A 17527-nucleotide genomic window follows, 5' to 3' on the forward strand; every position below is an offset into this window, starting at 1 on the left:
GAACAGGCAATGCAGGGCGTTTCGTATAATGCAGACACTAGGGGACGCGCATGAAGTTGCTGATCGTTGAAGACGAGCACAAGGTCGTGGACTATCTGCGCTCCGGTTTGACGGAGCAGGGCTGGGTCGTGGACGTCGCGCTCGACGGCGAGGAGGGCACGTATCTGGCGACCGAGTTCGATTACGACGTGATCGTGCTCGATGTCATGCTGCCCAAGCGCGACGGCTTTAGCGTGCTGAAGGCGCTGCGCATGCGCAAGTCCACGCCGGTCATCATGCTGACCGCGCGCGATCACGTGAACGACCGCGTGCGCGGTTTGCGCGAAGGCGCGGACGACTACCTCACCAAACCATTCTCCTTTCTCGAACTCGTCGAGCGTCTGCATGCGTTGGCGCGCCGCACGCGTTCGCAGGAATCCACGCTGATTTCCGTCGGCGATCTGTTTGTCGATCTGATCGGGCGGCGCGCAACGCGTGACGGCGTACGGCTCGACCTGACCGCGAAAGAATTCCAGCTACTGAGCGTTTTAGCCCGCAGGCAAGGCGATATTCTGTCGAAGACGGCCATCACCGAGCTTGTGTGGGACGTCAACTTCGACAGTCATACCAATGTGGTCGAGACGGCGATCAAGCGTTTGCGCGCGAAGCTCGACGGCCCGTTTCCGTCGAAGCTGCTGCATACCGTGCGCGGCATGGGCTATGTACTCGAAGTGCGCGAAGCGCGCGAACTGCACGAAGACGGGGAGCCGTCATGAACCGTTCCATCGCGCGACGCCTCGCCCTGATGTTCGCGCTCGTCGCGCTGTTCGTATTTACGGTCATCGGCGCGGGGCTTTTTGCGGTGTTGCGCTCGCAGCTCGAAAGCCATTTGCGCGAGTCGCTCGACGACCGCGCGCAAATCGCGCGGCTGATCTGCAATCACGGGATGACGCCTGACAAATGGCGCATGTCGCGCGAAAAGCTCACCGACATGACGCCGCATGACCGCAGCACCGTGTACGCGGTCACGAGCATCGAGCCGTCCTACAACTACGGCAAACCGATCGAAGGGACGATCGTGAAGAGCTGGCCCGGCGGCTACGCGCGCGTCAAACCGGCGGGCGGCGGCGACGACATGCTCACCACCACCGTCTCCATTCCCGGCTATTCGACGCGTCCGCCGATGCAGTTGCAGGTCGCATCGAGCTACTTGCCGAACATTCGCACGATGCGCGTGTTCGGCTTCGCGCTCGCCGCGCTGTCGGCGCTCGGCAGTCTCGCGGTGCTGCTACTCAGTTACTCGGTGACACGCATCGGCCTCGCGCCGTTGACGCGTCTCACGCGCGATGCGTCCGCCGTCAGTCCGAACAATCGCTCGCAACGGTTGAACACCGCGTCGTTACCGCACGAGTTGAACGACCTCGCGAATTCGTTTAACGGCGCGCTGGAGCGGCTCGACGGCGCCTATTGCCGGCTCGAGTCGTTCAATGCGGACGTCGCGCACGAACTGCGTACGCCCGTGACCATTCTGATCGGCCAGACCGAAGTCGCATTAACCCGCAATCGTTCCGTCGACGATCTGCGTCACACGCTGCAATCGAATCTCGAGGAATTCGAACGCATGCGCGCGATCATCAACGACATGCTGTTTCTCGCGCGCGCCGATCAGGGCGAGCGCGCGACCGGTCTCATGGAAGTGTCGCTCGCGGCCGAAGTCGCGCATACGCTGGAGTTTCTCGAGATTCCGCTCGAAGAAGCCCGCGTGCATGCGCGCCTCGATGGCGATGCCGTCGCTCAGGTGAACCGCTCGCTGTTCGGCCGCGCCTGCACGAATCTGTTGATGAACGCGATTCAACACTGCCAGCCGGGCGCCGCGATCGGCGTCAGGATCGTGCGTGAAGGCGAGCAGGTGCGGATCGAAGTCGCGAATCCCGGCGAGCCGATCGAGCCCGCGGTGCTCGAACATCTGTTCGACCGTTTTTATCGCGTGGAAGCGTCGCGCACGAATAGTCGCGAGAATCACGGCCTCGGTCTCGCGATCGTGAAGGCGATTGCGGAGATGCATCGTGGCAGCGTGTCGGTGCAGAGCGCGAACGGCGTCAACACGTTTGCGTTTTCGATTGCGGCGTCGCGTGTGGAAAGCGTCACGCCGCCCGCGCGTGCGAACGTGGCGGCCAATGCCGCGGCGAACGCGGGCAGTGCGTCGGCGCCGGCTTCCTCGCCGGCTTCCTATTCGTCGCTCGTGAAGGGCAAGTCCGCCTGAACCGGTAGACGCCGCTGCGGCGGCTGCGCGCTCGCGAGGCTCAGTGCGCTCACGCGCACGCCGAGTAGGCGCAGCTTGCGGTTCAATTCGACCCGGCGCAGACATTCGGTGGCCGCGCGGCGTATTTCCGCGGCGTCGGCGGTGGGCGTCTCGAGCGTCAGGTCGCGCGTGACCGTGCGGAAATCGTCGTAGCGCAATTTGATGCCGACCGTTTTGCCCACATAGCCCTTGCGCACGAGGTCTTCCGCGACCCGCACGCATAAGCCGGTGAACGAACTGGACAGCGCGGGCCGATCGTGACGCGGATGCAGATCGCGCTCGAAGGTGGTTTCGCGGCTCATCGACTTCGGTTCCGATTCGACCACGACCGGCCGCTCGTCCTCGCCTCGCGCGACGCGCGTGAGCCACGCCGAGTAGCTGTGCCCGAAGTGATCCTGCAACAGACCCGCGTCCGCCGCCGCCAGATCGCCGACCGTGGCGATGCCGAGCGCCGTCAGTTTTTCCGCCGCCTTCGGGCCAATGCCGTTGACCTTGCGCACAGGCAGCGGCCACACGCGCAGCGGCACGTCTTCGGGCGTGAGAATCGTGAGCCCGTCCGGCTTGTCGAGTTCCGAGCCGATCTTCGCGAGCAGCTTGTTCGGCGCCACGCAGATCGAGCACGTGAGGCCGGTGGCTTCATTGACCGCCTGCTTGATGCGCGCGGCGATGTCGCGCGGCTCGCCCGGCAACTCCGTGAGATCGATATAGATTTCGTCGATGCCGCGATCTTCGATGCGATCGGTGAACGTTGCTACTGCGGCCTTGAAGAGCCGCGAGTAATGACGGTAGGAGTCGAAGTCGGTGGGCAGCAGGATCGCGTCGGGCGCGAGCACGGCCGCCTTCATCATGCCCATCGCGGAAAATACGCCGAGCGCGCGGGCTTCGTAAGTGGACGTGGTGACCACGCCGCGCCCCGCGTAATCGCGCAGCTTCGCAAAACGGCGGCTGCCGTCTTCGAGCGTTTCAGGCGCGCTGTTGCGGCCGCCGCCTATCACGACCGCCTTGCCGCGCAATTCCGGATAGCGCAATAGCTCGACGGACGCGTAGAACGCGTCCATGTCGAGATGCGCGATACGGCGGCTTGCTGAACTCATGGAGGGCGGAAACGGAAGGTACGCGTAATAGTACCTTGGTCGGCGTTGGGAGTGCCGGCGAGTGCGGTCTAGAACCGATAACTCACCCCCAACTGCACCACCGGATACAACTTATACCGCTCGACCTTGTCATTAATCTTCTGTTCCTGCTCATCGATATTCGCTTGCGTCGTGAACATCGAATAAATCGCGGGCACGTTGTAGTGCGTGCGCGGACGGCCATAGGCGACGCCGACATCGAAAGTGAGACCGAAGCCCTTCGAGACCGGCTTGTGACCGTAGCCGATGCCGACATAAGGCATCACGCGCGGCAGCGTGACCGTGGCCGACGGCGCGGGGCCGACTGCCGGCACATAGTCGTCGCCGATCTTGTAGTTGCCTTGCGCATTCGGCACGGCGTGCGCCGAGAGTTCGTCGTCGTTGATGAGCGCACCGGCCGTCAGGCGAAAACCGCTCGAGCGGAAAGGGAACACGTCGAGATAGAGGCCGCCTTGCAGCAGCTTCAGGTGACCGTCGTACTCGTTTTCATTGACGTTGACCGAATGCGAGAAGCCGAGGCCTTCGAATTCCGCATGCACGCCCGTCCATGAATTGAGCGGCAACGCAGCGCCGATGCCGCCGCCGAGCGTGCCGCCGTGCACATAAATCTCCTGCGCGTGCGCCGTATTGGTGTCAATGCGACCAACCCCGCCATCGCCGCAACCGCGGCGAGAGCCGCATTTTTTACCTGCCTTTTCACCTGCACCACCGCTTGTCTCCCGACAAAAAATCAATTGCATGCGGGGACTTTACGATTTGCGCGCGCAGTTCAAATGCATGAAAAGCGGGCGATTTCGGCGGCTCTTCCGGCTCAAGTCCGGCGTCGTCGGGAAAGCGGAAATAATGCCGCGTAAGTAGCGACTATAGCGGGCGCGCAGCGGCGCCCGCCATAACGAGGCTTACTGCTTGATCCCTTCAGCCTGGATATGCAGCGTGGTCTGCATCTTGAAGCCGTACGTCTTGCCGAAGTCGACGCCGAAATCGTCGCGGTTGAACGTCGCCGTCGATTCCGTGCCGCACACTTCGCGCTTGAGCATCGGGTTCACGAAGCACTTGAACGACTCGATCTTCAGGTTCACGGGCTTGGTCACGCCGTGCATCGTCAGCGTGCCGATCACTTCCACCGGCTTATCGCCTTCAAAGCGGATTTGCGTGCCCTTGTAGGTCGCGCTCGGATACTTCGCGACGTCGAAGAACTTCTCGCCGACCAGTTCCGCGTCGAGCTTGTCGTTGCCGATGTCCACCGCACTCATGTCGATGGTCACATCGACCGTGCCGGTTTTCGCCGCGCGATCGAGCACGACGGTGCCGGTGCTTTTCTTGAACTTGCCGCGCCAGATCGACACGCCGCCGAAGTGATCGGCTTCGAAGCTCGGGGCCGTGTGCGTCGGATCGAGCTGATACGTGTCGGCGGCCATTGCGTTGAACGACAGGGCGGCGGCGAGAGCGCCGGCGGCGAGCAGGAATTGCTTCTTCAAGATGTTCTCCAGGTTTTGAAAAGCGCTACGGCGCTTTGATGATTTGCTTCGGGTTTCTAATTACTTCTTCGAGGCGACGAGATGGAACTTGATGACGACTTCGTCGGCGACGACGGACGTGTCTTTCCATTCGCCGGTGCCGACGTCGAACTGCGAGCGCTTGATCGGCAATGAACCGTCGAAGGTTTGCGTCGAGCCCTGGCTTGCAATGGTGACCGGCACGACCACCGTCTGCGATTTGCCCTTGATGGTCAGCTTGCCGGTGATCTTGTACTGATTGCCGCCCGCCGGCGCGATCGCGCTGGAAACAAAGGTAGCGGCCGGGTAAGCGGCGCTGTCGAACCACTCCTTGCCTTGCGCCTGCTTGTTGTAGTCGTCGGCGCCGAGGTCGTAGCTGCCGGTGTCGATCGACACGTTCGCGCTGCCCGCCGTCGGCTTCGCCGGATCGAACGATAGCTGCGCCGAAAACTTCCTGAACTTGCCGTCGACGGGCACGTTCATCTGTTTCGTCGTCGCGATCACGGTGCTTTTGCTGGTGTCGACGTCGGCATGCGCGACGCTCGCGCCGAACAGCGAAAGCGCGGCGGCGCCCGCCAGGATGGAGTGATGAAGTATCGTTTTCATGGTGGTACGCATCCTATCGAACCCATGCGCGTTCATTGCACACAGTGGGGAATTTGATTGCCAACAGTCCGTAGCGAATCGGCGAGCAAGCCGTTGCCGCGCTGACTGCGAATGATAGGGATGTCAAGAAGAACCGAATAGCCGGATGCGAGAGAACACATCGTTCTACGGATGACGTTAATGCCGTCCGGGCCTGCACGTTGCAACGAGGACCGACGAACGGCGGAGGCCGAACCGAGTTGGGTTATCCTGCGCACCGGGCACGGCCCACGTACAACCATCATTCAGGACGTTAGTTTTGACTTCGATTTTCCTTTCATGGGGCATCGCCGCCTTCGCTACAGCCGGCGTTATCACGCGGCCTTTCAAATGGCCCGAGGCAGTGTGGGCGGTGGCGGGCGCGGTGCTGCTGGTCTCGCTCGGGCTGCTGCCGCTTCATCTCGCGATGGAAGCCGTCGGCAAGGGCACCGACGTCTATCTGTTTCTGTTCGGCATGATGCTGCTCTCCGAAGTCGGCCGCCGCGAAGGGCTGTTCGACTGGGTCGCCGTGCTCGCCGTGAATCATGCGCAAGGCTCGCCGCGCAAGCTCTTCATGCTGGTCTATCTGGTCGGCGTGGTGATCACCGCCTTTCTTTCGAACGACGCCACCGCGGTCGTGCTCACGCCCGCGGTGTTTGCCGCCGCGAAGAAAGCGAAGACCGATCCGTTGCCGCTGCTCTTCGTCTGCGCGTTCGTTGCCAACGCAGCGAGCTTCGTTCTGCCGATCTCGAACCCGGCCAACATCGTGCTGTACGGCAACCACACGCCCGCGCTTGGGCCGTGGCTGATGCGCTTCGCGTTGCCGTCGTTGCTGTCGATCGGCGCAACGTATGCGCTGCTGCGCTGGACGCAGCGCGATGCGCTTGCCGGCATCTGCGAGGCGAATCTCGAGCCGCTGCGGCTCTCGTCGAGTGGACGCGTTGCGCTCGCGGGCATCGCGGTGACGGCCGTCGTGCTGCTGGCCGTATCGGCGTTCGATATTCCGTTGGGCTTGCCCACGGCAATACTCGGTGCGTTGACCGCAATCGTCGTGTTGATCCAGGAGCGCAAATCGCCGTTGCCGATGATCCGCGAAATATCGTGGAGCGTGCTGCCGCTCGTGGCCGCGCTCTTCGTGCTCGTCGAAATGCTGGACCATACCGGCGTGATCCGCATGCTGGCCGCGTTGACACAGGAGGGCGCCGCGCACAACGAAGCGAGCACGGCAGGCTGGGCCGGCATGGCGATCGCGATCGGCAGCAACTTGATGAACAATTTGCCGGCCGGCCTGATCGCGAGTTCGACGGTGATGCAGGCGCATAGTCCCGAGCGCGTGATCGACGCGCTGCTGATCGGCGTCGATCTCGGGCCCAACATGTCGATCACCGGCTCGCTCGCGACCATCCTGTGGCTCAACGCGATTCGTCGCGAAGGCGAGGACGTGAGCTTCATGAAGTTCCTGAAGGTGGGCGTCGTGGTGATGCTGCCGGCGCTGGTGCTCGCGCTCGGCGCACGCATTCTGATCGGCTGACGCGCCGTGGATCACGGCGCCGCCGCTTTCATACGTCAGCGATGACCGTTGATTTCCGGCGCGATCGCCGCGTGATTCAGCAGCGCGACCAATGACATTCCGCCCACGGTATTACCCACGAGCGTCGGCACGAGGAAGCGCAGAAAATAATCGCGCAGGCTCGCGTCGCCGCTGAAAAACGCATACGCCACTTCCGTCGATCCGGCGATGATATGCGACAGATGGCTCACGGCCACCACATAGGTAATCAGCAGCACCGTCAGCAGGCGGCCCGAACGCGCGCTCGGCAATAGCCACACCATCAACGCAATCAGCCAGCCCGCGAAAACCGCTTTCACCATCGTCGGCAGCATGTGTTCGGAACCGACGGCGGCGCGCGACACCTCGCCGAATGCCTGCACCACGGCGGGCGCGAACACATCGGGAATGCGCAGCATCGCGGCGAAAATCCATGTGCTCACGAGGTTGAAGAAGAGCACGATGGCCCATAGGCGCATGGCTTTGAGCAGCGTCTTCGGATCGCGCCGCGTCAAGACGGGCAGCACGACGGTGAGCGTACTTTCGGTGAAAAGCTGCTGCCGTCCCATGATGACGAGCACGAAACCCATCGAGTAACCGAAGCTCGACACCAGATGACGCCATGACGTATCCGGCAGTCCGGCTTCGAGCACCGCTTGCGTGAGAAACGAAAAGCCCATTGAAAGCCCGGCCGCGAGCGACGACCAGATCAGCGCGCCAATGGTCCGCTCGAGCGCGGCTTCGCCCTCCTCACGGACGATCTCATGCAGCACGAGCGCGTGCGGGGCGGTGTGATGCGCCGCCTGATCCTGCTCGCCCTCGTTCAGATGCGGGGAATCGGCGCCGGCGTCCTGGGCTCGCGGGACGTCGTTGCCGGCGGATTCCGTCGATTCGGCGGATGACTGCCGTTGCTCTTCGCGCGTGGCATCGGTCATCAGCGGGCATCCTTCGGGCGCGGGCCGGGCGCTTCGCAGACCGCTTCCTCGGGCTCCCGCAGCGCGGCAAGCGTGGCTTCGAGCCGCGCGAGCCGCGCCTGTTGCGCGGGCACGAGCGGCGCATTCGCCAGCATCCGCAAGCGACTGTCCCAGTACGAAAGCGGAATCGCGTCATTCACCGAGATCCGCCCGAACACCCGCTCGAGATGGGCGATCTCGTTGTCCAGGTTCTGGTAGCTCATCTGACGTATCCGATAAGAGGCGACAAAAAAGGTGGACGGCGATAACGTACGAGCAAGTGGCGTTCCCCGATTCTTCAGGACAACCGGAGTGCGGCGGGAAGCTCGGATTGGGAAGTCTGATCTGCGCGCTGGAACGGCGCATTGAGATGGCGCAACGAGGTGACGCAACGAGATGGCGCAAGGAGGTGACGCAACGCGCGGAATCTAACCGCGCGAGCGAGCTCGATTAGAAGTTGCGGTTATGTTGCCGAAGGAATGGGCTACTGCCACTGGCAGTGCGTGGCTAACTCACGTCGCGAAGACGCTTACTGCCTATCTAGCCACGCATCCAGCCCCACGCGAAACGCCACGCCCGCAATCACCGGTACCGTGAGCATCAGAATGATGCCGAAGTTCGGAATGGCGTCGCCGTAAGCAATCGGCTCGTACAGCACCACGCCCGCGACCGCCGCGAACACGATGACACCGACGGCCACCATCAGAAGATTGCGCACCGTAATGGACAGCTCTTTGCGCGTCGCCTTCGCGGGACTCGGGCTGGCGGCGGGGTCGTGTTGAGCGGGCATGATGACTCTCGTGACAAAAAGCGGCGGAGGGCAAGGCGCCCATTCGCAAGGCGCCCATTCGATAGCGGAACAGGCGTGCCCGGCATCATACCAGGGCGCGCAGGTGTCGCGCACTTCGCGCCGTGTGTGCTTGCATCGATATAAACCAATATATGCCGCATTCCGCGGCATGGGGCTAAAAGCTCATCGCTTGCGTGGCCGTGCCGGCGTTACGATGCCGCTTCGATCGGATTGACCCATTGCGCCAGTTCGCGCCGCAGTTGCGCGAGGTCGAACGGCTTGCCGAGCAGTCGCGCGCCGGGGATGCGCTCGCCGATCGGCGCCTGTGCGCCATAGCCGGACACCAGCAGCACCTGCACGTCCGGCTGCTCGCGCAACACGGCGCGCGCGAGGTTGTCGCCCGACATGCCGGGCAGCGTGATGTCGGTGAACAGAATGTCGTAGCGCTGCGCCGGCAGCAGCGGCAGCGCTTCTTCGGCGCTGCCGACCGACGTGCAATCGAGCCCGAGCGCGCCGAGCAGGCAGCTTAGCGCCTCGCGCGAATCGGCGTCGTCCTCGACCAGCAGCACATGAGCCGGCGAGCGCGCGGGCGCGTCGCTGGATGCGGACTCGCTCTCGTTTGCGGCTGCCTTGGGTGTTGGAGTCAACGGCGTGGCGAGGCCCGGCGCATCGACGCCCGACGTAGCGACGCCCGACGTAGCGACGCCCGACGTAGCGACGCCCGACGCATCGCCACTCGCCGGATCATACGCAACGCTCGGCACACAAGCGGCGATTTCGCGATCCGTCATCTTGCCGACAGCCGCCGTGCCGCCAGCTCCGCCGGCGGCGGCGCGCAGCACGCCGCGCACCTTGCGCGCGAGATCGTCGCGGCGGTAGGGCTTGGACAGCAGCGTGATGCCCGCGTCGAGCTTGCCGTGGTGGACGATTTCATCGCGCGTGTAGCCCGACGTGAACAGCGTCGGCACCGACGGCGAGCGGGCCGCGGCACGCCGCGCCAACTCGACGCTTTTGATCTTGCCGGGCATGACGACGTCGGTGAACAGCAGGTCGATCGGCACATCGCTGTCGATGAATTCGAGCGCCGCGTCGCCGCTCGACGCCGTCAGCACTTTATAACCGAGCTGTACCAGCATTTCGACGGCGGTCAGCCGCACGTCGGCATCGTCCTCGACCACGAGGACCGTTTCGCCGCCGCCCACTGGCGCACTGGTTTCATCGGCGGCTTCGGCCGTTTCGGGCTCGCAGCAGCGCGGGAAAAACAGCGATACCGTCGTGCCGCGCCCCAACTCGCTTTCGATCAGCGTATGCCCGCCGCTCTGCCTCACGAAGCCGAACACCATGCTGAGACCCAGGCCCGTGCCATGACCGTGAGGCTTGGTCGTAAAGAACGGTTCGAACGCATGCTCGAGCACGTCGGGCGGCATGCCCGCGCCGGTATCGGTGACGGAAAACACCACGTATTCGCCCGGCGAAAGCTCCGGCTTGTCGCTGCAAAACGCTGCGTCCAGCACGCGGTTCGCGGCGCGCACGGTGAGCGTGCCGTCGGCCTTCATCGCGTCGCGTGCATTGATGGCGAGATTGAGCAGCGCGTTTTCCAACTGGTTGCGATCGACCTGTACGTGCCACAAATGGTCGCTCAATACGGTTTCGATCCGCATGGTTTCGCCGAGCGCGCGATGCAGCATCTCGCTCATGCCGGCAAGCAGGCGGCGCGGGTTCAGCACAGTGGGCGAGAGCGGCTGGCGCCGCGCGAACGCAAGCAGATGCGCGGCGAGTTTCGCGCCGCGCTTCACCGCGTCGGTCGCTGCCGACAAACGGCGCAGCGTGGCCGGATTGCCGCTCGCGTCGGCGGCCATCATCTGCAGGTTGCCGTTGATCACTTGCAGCACGTTGTTGAAGTCGTGCGCGACGCCGCCGGTGAGACTGCCGATCGCTTCCATTTTCTGCGCCTGGCGCAGTTGTTCTTCGGCGAGCGCGCGCGCGGCGACTGCGTCGGCCACGCGCTGTTCGAGCGTCTCGGTCAACTGGCGCAGCGACTGTTCGGCGATCTTGCGTTCGTGAATATCGATCAGCACAGCCGGCAAGCGGGTCGGCTGTCCATGTTCGTCGAACTCGCACTGGCCGTTCGCCTGCACCCACACATAGTCGCCGTCAGGGCGGCGAATCCGGTACTCGGCGCGAAACGGCTTGCCTTCTTGCAGCGCATCCGCGCTCAGGCGTTCGAGTAGCGACTGATCGTCTGGATGAATCATTCGGGCGGCGGCGCTGTGGTCGACGCCTCGCGCAGCTTCTTCGACGGAGAACGAAAACGTGCGGGCAAAGCGCTCGTCGCCGGTGATTTTTCCGGTCTGCATGTCGACGACGCAAGTGCCGAGCACGGCGCCTGTATTGAGCGCGAGTTGCAGACGTTCGTTGGTCTCGTGCAGCTCCGCTTCGGCGCGTTGCCGCCAGCGCTCGGTCAGCACGCGCCCAGTCGTTTCGACGACGACCGCCAGCACGCCCGCGGGCGCGCCGCTGTCGTCGGCGACGGGGCTGTAGTACAGGTCCATCCACACGTCCTCGGGCTTGCCTTCGCGGAGCAGCACGAGTTCCTTGTCGCGATACGAGAGCGTGCCGCCCGCGAGGCACGTAGTCATGACGTGGCGATTGAATTCGGCGACTTCGGGCCAGCCTGTTTCGACTGGGCATCCCAGCAGATACGGATGCCGTCCGCCCGCGAAAACCGCGTAGGCGTCGTTGTAGATCATGTAGCCGGAGCGGCCCCACAGCAGCACGAGCGGCACCGGCGAAGCGAGCAGCAACTGCACCGTGGCGGTGAGGCTGCGCGGCCAGTCCGCGATCGCGCCGACGCCGGTCGCCGCCCAGTCGAATTCACTGATGCGCCGCGCCATTTCGCCGCTCCAGCCTGTACAGCCATGATCTTGTGCCGGAAAGGGCATGCGTCGCTCCACGAGATCGCGTTAATGAGGTGGGTGTCCAGTCTGCCGTTTCACATTCTCCGCGTAAAGGGCCGATACGCCGCGCATGCCGTTTAGTTGCGCGCGCACCTTAAACGCTAGCAAGTTTTACCTGCGCCGCTCGCGCGCGCATTCGAAAGCGGCAATAAGCGCATGCGCATTTCTGTCGAAGCGAGCCTTTACGTGTTTGCTTTTGCGGCGGTTCATCGTTCGCGCGATGGTCGTTGTTGTGCTGCGCGTCCTTACAGAATCCTTCATGCGATAGGCTCGTTTTCTGCTGGATGTCGAGTGCACGCGCGCGCGACGAATGCGCGCCGCGAGCGCTGGCGACGGCGAATGTCGCCGGCTTCGCAGATCGATAAGAGCGGACCGTACGATGCCGAAGAAGCCCGTCGCAACCAGCAAGCTGGCGAAGAAATCTCCCAGCAAGCGTTCCAGGAAAATGCCTCGCGCCGACGGCCGGCAGCCGCTCCTGACCGCGCGCCGCAACGCGAGAATGGCGCGCTCGGCGCATGCGTATGTGCGCGGCAGCACGAGCCGGTTCTATGAGTGGCTCGACGGCATCGAGGGCCACGCGCTGCCCGAAGGTCCGGCGGTGTGGATTTGCGGCGATTGCCATACCGGCAACATCGGGCCGGTCGCGGATGCCTACGGGCGCGTCGAGATCCAGATGCGCGACTTCGATCAGACGGTGATCGGCAATCCCGCGCACGATCTGATCCGCCTCGGGCTCTCGCTTGCGACGGCCGCGCGCGGCTCCGATCTGCCCGGCGTGACGATCGTGCACATGATGGAAGCGCTCGCCGACGGCTACGAACGCGCCTTCGACGAAACCGCGGGCGAGGCCGACATTCACGCGGAAAAGCCCGAGGCGGTACGCGTCGTGATGAAGGAGGCGATCCATCGTACGTGGCGTCATCTCGCCGAAGAGCGTATCGACGACGCCGAGCCGTATATTCCATTGGGTTCGCGTTTCTGGCCGCTCGATAAAACCGAGCGGCGCGAGATCGACAAGCTGTGCAGGACGAGGTCGATCGCCCGCGCTCGCGACCGCATTGCGCGGCGCGGGCGCCGACGCGCAAGTCCAGGTGCTCGACGCCGCGTACTGGGTCAAGGGCTGCAGCTCGCTCGGAAGGTTGCGCTACGCGGTGCTGCTCGACATCGACGGCGCCGCGGCCGACGGCGACGACCTGTGCCTCGTCGACATCAAGGAAGCCGCGCAGGCCGCGGCGCCGCGCTGCTCGGGGGTGAGAATGCCGCGCGATCACGCCGAGCGCGTGGTGGAAGGCGCGCGGCATCTGTCGCCATCGCTCGGCGAACGAATGAGGCCCGCGCGCCTCACGGACCGCCCCGTCGTGTTGCGCGAACTGCTGCCGCAGGACATGAAGCTGACCATCGAGCAACTGACCCGCGACGAAGCGACCAGGGCGGCGCGCTTTCTCGCGCTCGTGGTCGGCAAGGCGCACGCGCGGCAGATGGACCTCGCCGAACGCAAGGCATGGCTGGCCGAGTTGCGCAAGAACCGCTCGAAAACGCTGGATGCGCCCGGCTGGCTCTGGAAGAGCATCGTCCAACTGGTCAGCACTCACGCGGCCGGCTATCTCGAGCATTGCCGCAAATACGCAACGGGCGCTGGCGAAGGCTGAAGCGCGGTTTTTTTCACGAAGGGCTAAATATTCGTCCGATGATTGCCGATATACATCGGTAGAGTGACCGGACCCGCCTGCTAGCCCTTCCTATGCTCCTGACCTCGCCGCAGCACTCCGCCGATGCCGGCCTGCGCCAGCGCTTTCACCAGCGCTCGCTTGAACATCAGCGCCCGCTTTCGACGGTGACGATGGCGTTCACAGTCGTCGCGTTCCTCTGTCTGGTGGCGGCGCGCGGCCTCGTCGCCGGACCCGCCGAGCCGCTCGCGTACCGGCTCGGCTGCGCGCTCGTGCTGGCCTTGCTGGTGCTGGCCATTCCGCACGCGAAGTCGACGTGGACGTTCGGCGCGATCGGCGTGGCCTTCTCGCTGACGCTCGTCGCCGGTCTCGCGCTGAACGTAGCGGGCGTGCAGCAGCCGTTGCTATGGACCTTGCCGGCGATGGTCGTGATCCCGGTTTGCGCCGCGCCGCTGTGGCTGACGCCGACGCATTTCGTGGTCGGCAGCGCGCTTTTCTATGCGGCGGCGATCGGCTTGTTGCCGTCTGCGCCGCACACGGCCGACGTCGACGTGGTCGTGTGGATGTGGATCGCCGCGATCGGCATGCCGACCGCCGTCGTCTTTCATTTCGGTTTTTACGGGTTCCGGCGCAATCACTTTCTGCTCGAGGATCAGCTCGCGCAACTGGCCGCGACCGATCCGCTGACCGGCCTGCAAAACCGCCGTGCGTTTGTCGCGCAGGCGGAGCGGCGCCTCGCCGAACTCGCGCGGGGCGGCGAGGCCAGCGCAATTTTTCTCGACATCGACAATTTCAAGTCGCTCAACGACAGGTTCGGTCATGCGGTGGGCGACCTCGCGTTGCGCCAGGTCGCCCAGGTTCTGCTCGAGCAAACCACGCGCGGCGACAGTGTGAGCCGGATCGGCGGCGAGGAATTCGCGGTGCTGTCCTGCGATGGACTTGCCGGCGCGCTGCGGCTTGCCGAGCGGCTGCGCGGCGCGATTGCCGCGCTCGAACGCCCGGACGGTCATCTGACCGCGAGCTTCGGCGTGGCCGAGCATCGCGGCGACGAAAACATCATGGTCCTGCTCGATCGCGCCGACGAAGCGTTGCTGCGCGCGAAGCAATCCGGCAGGAATCGCGTGTGCGCCGAGCGGCCGGTGCCGGACGCGCCGCTGCAACTGCTGATCGAGGACGCCTGCGGCACAGCGGGCGCGGCCGGCTCGCGGCATAAATGGGAAGACTATTACCTGACCTCGCACTTTCAGCCGCTCTTCAGTTTGTCGCATCAGAAGCAGGTCGGCTTCGAGGCGCTGTTGCGCGGCGAACTCGACGACGGCACCTTGCTGCCGCCCGCGGTGCTGTTCGCGCGCAAGCCCGCCAACGACGAAGGGGTGCTCGACCGCGCGAGTCATGCCGTGCATCTGGCGAACGCGCGCGCGTCGCTGCCCTCGGACGGCTGGCTTTTCCTCAACATTCTGCCGGCCACTTTCGTCGCCGAGGGCTATGCCGATGAACTGACCGGGATCGTGCGCAGAGTGGGGCTCGCGCCGGAGCAGGTGATCCTCGAGATTCTGGAGTCGCACGGCGGCAGCGTCGACGAGATGTCGCGCGCGGCGGCGTTGTACCGCGAGCACGGTTTCCTGATTGCCGTCGACGATTTCGGCGCCGGTCAATCGAACCTCGACCGGCTGCTGCGCATCCGTCCGGACATCGTCAAGCTCGACGGCGAACTGATACGCGCGACCGGGCACGGCACCGAGCAGCCGATCTTGCCGAAGCTCGTGTCGCTGCTGCATCAGGCGGGCATGCTAGTCGTGGTGGAGGGCGTGGAGACGACCGAGGAACTGATACTCGCGGTTGAGTCGAATGTGGACTTCGCGCAAGGTTATCTGCTCGGGCGGCCCGCGCCGGAGATCGCGTCGCCAGGCTCGGTGCATCTGCGAATCGACGATGCTTTCGATGTGATCGCGCAAGGCCGCGCGCATCAGCACGCGTTGTTCGAGTCTGTGGTGGAGCCGTATCGCCTCGCGCTGCGCGAGGCCGCGGACGCGCTGCACGCGGGGGCCGCGATGGAGCGCGCGTTCGCTGCTCTTGCGTCGTTCGAGCGTTGCGTGAGCTGCTTTGTTCTCGACGATTCGGGTCGACAGGTCGGTCCTGAAGTGCCGGGGCCGGCGTGGAGCATGGAAGGCGCGTCGCTGCATCCGGTGGCCAATCCGCGCGATGCGCGGTGGGATCATCGGCCGTATTATCGCAATGCCGTGCTGCTGCCGGGCGTGGCGATTGCCAGTAATCCTTATCTTTCGCTCGCGAGTGGACGGCCCTGTATTGCAGTGACGCTTGCGGCGCAGTTCGCGGATGAGCGCTCGGTGATCGGGGTGGAGTTGGATTGGTCGGCGCAAGGGTTGCCCTGGCCGGCGGGGGAGTGAGCGGCGTTTAGATCGTCGGCCGCTCGCTCGCTTTTAGTACCCGCCTTTCACGGCCGCATCCGTCTGAGCTTGGCCTTTATACGACGCGGCCAGATCCGCCGCCGCGCGGCTCAACAACCCCGTATCCGTTCCAACGGCAACAAACGTCGCGCCTGCTGCAAGATATTCATCGGCGATCGCGCGATCCGGCGCGAGCACACCTGCGGCCTTGCCCGCACGCCGCACGGTTTCTATGCCGCCGCGAATCGCTTCGCGCACGCTTCTATCGCCCGGCTTGCCGAGCAGACCCATCGACGCGCTCAGATCCGAAGGACCGAAAAACACGCCGTCGACGCCGTCGACCGCTGCAATCGCCGGCAGATTGTCCATGCCTTGCACGGTCTCCACTTGCACGATCACACACAGTTCGTCGGCGGCGCGGTTCAGGTAATCGGGCACGCGGTTCCAGCGCGACGCGCGCGCCAATGCGCTGCCCACGCCGCGAATGCCGTGCGGCGGATAGCGCGTGGCCGCGACGGCATCGGCGGCCTGTTCGGCGGTGTCGATCATCGGCAGAAGCAAAGTCTGCGCGCCGATGTCGAGCAACTGCTTGATCAGCGCGCTGTCGCTGCGCACCGGCCGCACGACCGGATGCGATGCGTACGCGGCCACCGCCTGCAATTGCGCGAGCGTGCTGCGCACGTCGTTCGGCGCGTGTTCGTTGTCGATCAGCAGCCAGTCGAACCCGGCGGTGGCGAGCAACTCGGTCACGTAGGCATCGGCGAGCGCGGCCCACAAGCCGAATTGCGGCGTGCCTTCGCGCAGTGCGCGTTTGAATGTGTTTTGCGGCAAGGACATGTGCGCACTCAAATGAAGTTCAAACCAATTCCGCCGAGCGGACCATAGTCGACGTGAAAGGTGTCGCCCGCCTTCGCGGCGATCGGGCTCGTGAACGAGCCGCTCAGAATCACGTCGTTTGCGTTGAGCATTTCGTCGTACGGAGCAATCTTGTTCGCGAGCCACGCGACGCCCGTGGCGGGATGGTTGAGCACTGCGGCCGCGAGTCCGCTTTCTTCGACAGCGCCGTTTTTATACAGCAGCGCGCCGACCCAGCGAAGATCGACATCGAGCGGACGCACCGGACGCCCGCCGAGCACGATGCCCGCATTGGCCGCGAAGTCGGAAATCGTGTCGTACACCTTGCGCGGCGCGCGCGTGTCGCGGTCGAACTGCTCGATGCGCGCGTCGATGATTTCAACGGCGGGCGTGACGTACGCGGTGGCGTCGAGCACATCGAATAGCGTGATGCCCGGGCCCTTGAGCGGCTTGCTCAGCACGAACGCCAGTTCCACTTCGACACGCGGCGCAATGAAGCGATCCGCGCGAATGTCCTGGCCGTTTTCGATAAACATGCTGTCGAGCAGCGGCGCGTAATCGGGTTCGTCGATCTGCGAAGAGCGTTGCATTGCGCGCGACGTGAGGCCGATCTTGCGTCCTTTGATTACATGGCCTTCGGCGAGCTTGAGCTTCACCCATTCGCGCTGAATCGCGTAACCGTCTTCGACCGTCATCTGCGGATACGCCGCGGAAAAGTGGCGCAATTGCGTGCGCGTCTTCTCCGCATGATCGAGCTGCGCCGCGAGTTCGCGAATAGTTTGTTGGTCTAGCATGATGGTTCTCTATTGAGCCG

The 17527-nt window shown here is 64.3% G+C and carries 14 protein-coding genes and 1 pseudogene; 5 read left to right on the forward strand and 10 right to left on the reverse strand.

The annotated features are described in order from the left end of the window. Nucleotides 1–50: 50 nt before the first annotated feature. Together ABIE53_RS25335 and ABIE53_RS25340 are read left to right on the forward strand one after the other, a co-directional pair. Nucleotides 51–755 carry a heavy metal response regulator transcription factor gene (locus tag ABIE53_RS25335; protein WP_006049300.1) on the forward strand — a complete coding sequence of 235 codons (705 nt, stop codon included), beginning with the start codon at nucleotides 51–53 and terminating at the stop codon, nucleotides 753–755. Next, entirely contained in the window at nucleotides 752–2242 is a 1491-nt protein-coding gene (locus tag ABIE53_RS25340; RefSeq protein ID WP_192699333.1) for a heavy metal sensor histidine kinase, read from the forward strand. Before ABIE53_RS25335 ends, ABIE53_RS25340 begins: the two co-directional genes overlap by 4 nt. Here ABIE53_RS25340 and dinB read toward each other — a convergent pair. The 4 genes from dinB to ABIE53_RS25360 all read right to left on the reverse strand — a co-directional run bounded on the left by dinB (nucleotide 2209) and on the right by ABIE53_RS25360 (nucleotide 5516). After that, nucleotides 2209–3375, reverse strand: a complete 1167-nt coding sequence (gene dinB / locus ABIE53_RS25345) for a DNA polymerase IV (RefSeq protein ID WP_044021003.1) — start codon at nucleotides 3373–3375, stop codon at nucleotides 2209–2211. The genes ABIE53_RS25340 and dinB overlap by 34 nt on opposite strands. 68 nt (nucleotides 3376–3443) lie before the next feature. Then, nucleotides 3444–4016, reverse strand: a complete 573-nt coding sequence (locus tag ABIE53_RS25350; RefSeq protein ID WP_310074601.1) for a hypothetical protein — start codon at nucleotides 4014–4016, stop codon at nucleotides 3444–3446. 297 nt (nucleotides 4017–4313) lie between these two features. Next, a complete protein-coding gene (locus ABIE53_RS25355; RefSeq protein WP_192699332.1) occupies nucleotides 4314–4892 on the reverse strand; it encodes a YceI family protein in 579 nt (192 codons plus the stop codon). Nucleotides 4893–4952: 60 nt separating this feature from the next. After that, nucleotides 4953–5516: a YceI family protein gene (locus tag ABIE53_RS25360; RefSeq protein WP_006049305.1), complete on the reverse strand. Its 564-nt coding sequence runs from the start codon at nucleotides 5514–5516 to the stop codon at nucleotides 4953–4955. 298 nt (nucleotides 5517–5814) lie between these two features. On the opposite strand from ABIE53_RS25360, the gene ABIE53_RS25365 reads away from it, so the two are divergent. Next, nucleotides 5815–7065: an arsenic transporter gene (locus ABIE53_RS25365; RefSeq protein ID WP_192699331.1), complete on the forward strand. Its 1251-nt coding sequence runs from the start codon at nucleotides 5815–5817 to the stop codon at nucleotides 7063–7065. Between the two features lie 35 nt (nucleotides 7066–7100). Here the strand turns inward: ABIE53_RS25365 and ABIE53_RS25370 are convergent, their stop codons facing one another. The 4 genes from ABIE53_RS25370 to ABIE53_RS25395 all read right to left on the reverse strand — a co-directional run bounded on the left by ABIE53_RS25370 (nucleotide 7101) and on the right by ABIE53_RS25395 (nucleotide 11768). Next, the gene (locus tag ABIE53_RS25370; RefSeq protein ID WP_006049307.1) at nucleotides 7101–8018 is read right to left on the reverse strand and encodes a formate/nitrite transporter family protein; all 918 of its coding nucleotides are present in this window, start codon (nucleotides 8016–8018) and stop codon (nucleotides 7101–7103) included. After that, on the reverse strand, nucleotides 8018–8260 hold the full coding sequence (locus tag ABIE53_RS25375; protein ID WP_029966321.1) for a hypothetical protein: 243 nt from the start codon (nucleotides 8258–8260) through the stop codon (nucleotides 8018–8020). Before ABIE53_RS25375 ends, ABIE53_RS25370 begins: the two co-directional genes overlap by 1 nt. A 305-nt stretch (nucleotides 8261–8565) precedes the next feature. Next, the gene (locus tag ABIE53_RS25380; RefSeq protein WP_029966318.1) at nucleotides 8566–8826 is read right to left on the reverse strand and encodes a hypothetical protein; all 261 of its coding nucleotides are present in this window, start codon (nucleotides 8824–8826) and stop codon (nucleotides 8566–8568) included. Nucleotides 8827–9035: 209 nt separating this feature from the next. Continuing rightward, complete coding sequence (locus ABIE53_RS25395) at nucleotides 9036–11768, reverse strand: response regulator (protein WP_192699330.1); 2733 nt, start codon at nucleotides 11766–11768, stop codon at nucleotides 9036–9038. Between the two features lie 394 nt (nucleotides 11769–12162). On the opposite strand from ABIE53_RS25395, the pseudogene ABIE53_RS25400 reads away from it, so the two are divergent. Together ABIE53_RS25400 and ABIE53_RS25405 are read left to right on the forward strand one after the other, a co-directional pair. Further along, a pseudogene (locus ABIE53_RS25400) lies at nucleotides 12163–13432 on the forward strand (DUF2252 domain-containing protein). 92 nt (nucleotides 13433–13524) lie between these two features. Next, nucleotides 13525–15858, forward strand: a complete 2334-nt coding sequence (locus tag ABIE53_RS25405) for a bifunctional diguanylate cyclase/phosphodiesterase (RefSeq protein WP_192699328.1) — start codon at nucleotides 13525–13527, stop codon at nucleotides 15856–15858. Nucleotides 15859–15891: 33 nt separating this feature from the next. Here ABIE53_RS25405 and hpaI read toward each other — a convergent pair whose 3' ends face one another. Continuing rightward, a complete protein-coding gene (gene hpaI, locus ABIE53_RS25410; protein WP_107708901.1) occupies nucleotides 15892–16695 on the reverse strand; it encodes a 4-hydroxy-2-oxoheptanedioate aldolase in 804 nt (267 codons plus the stop codon). Nucleotides 16696–16703: 8 nt separating this feature from the next. Beyond that, nucleotides 16704–17507, reverse strand: a complete 804-nt coding sequence (hpaH, locus tag ABIE53_RS25415) for a 2-oxo-hept-4-ene-1,7-dioate hydratase (protein ID WP_107708899.1) — start codon at nucleotides 17505–17507, stop codon at nucleotides 16704–16706. Nucleotides 17508–17527 lie beyond the last annotated feature (20 nt).

This window comes from Paraburkholderia sp. OAS925, assembly GCF_040543975.1.
Taxonomy (GTDB): domain Bacteria; phylum Pseudomonadota; class Gammaproteobacteria; order Burkholderiales; family Burkholderiaceae; genus Paraburkholderia; species Paraburkholderia graminis.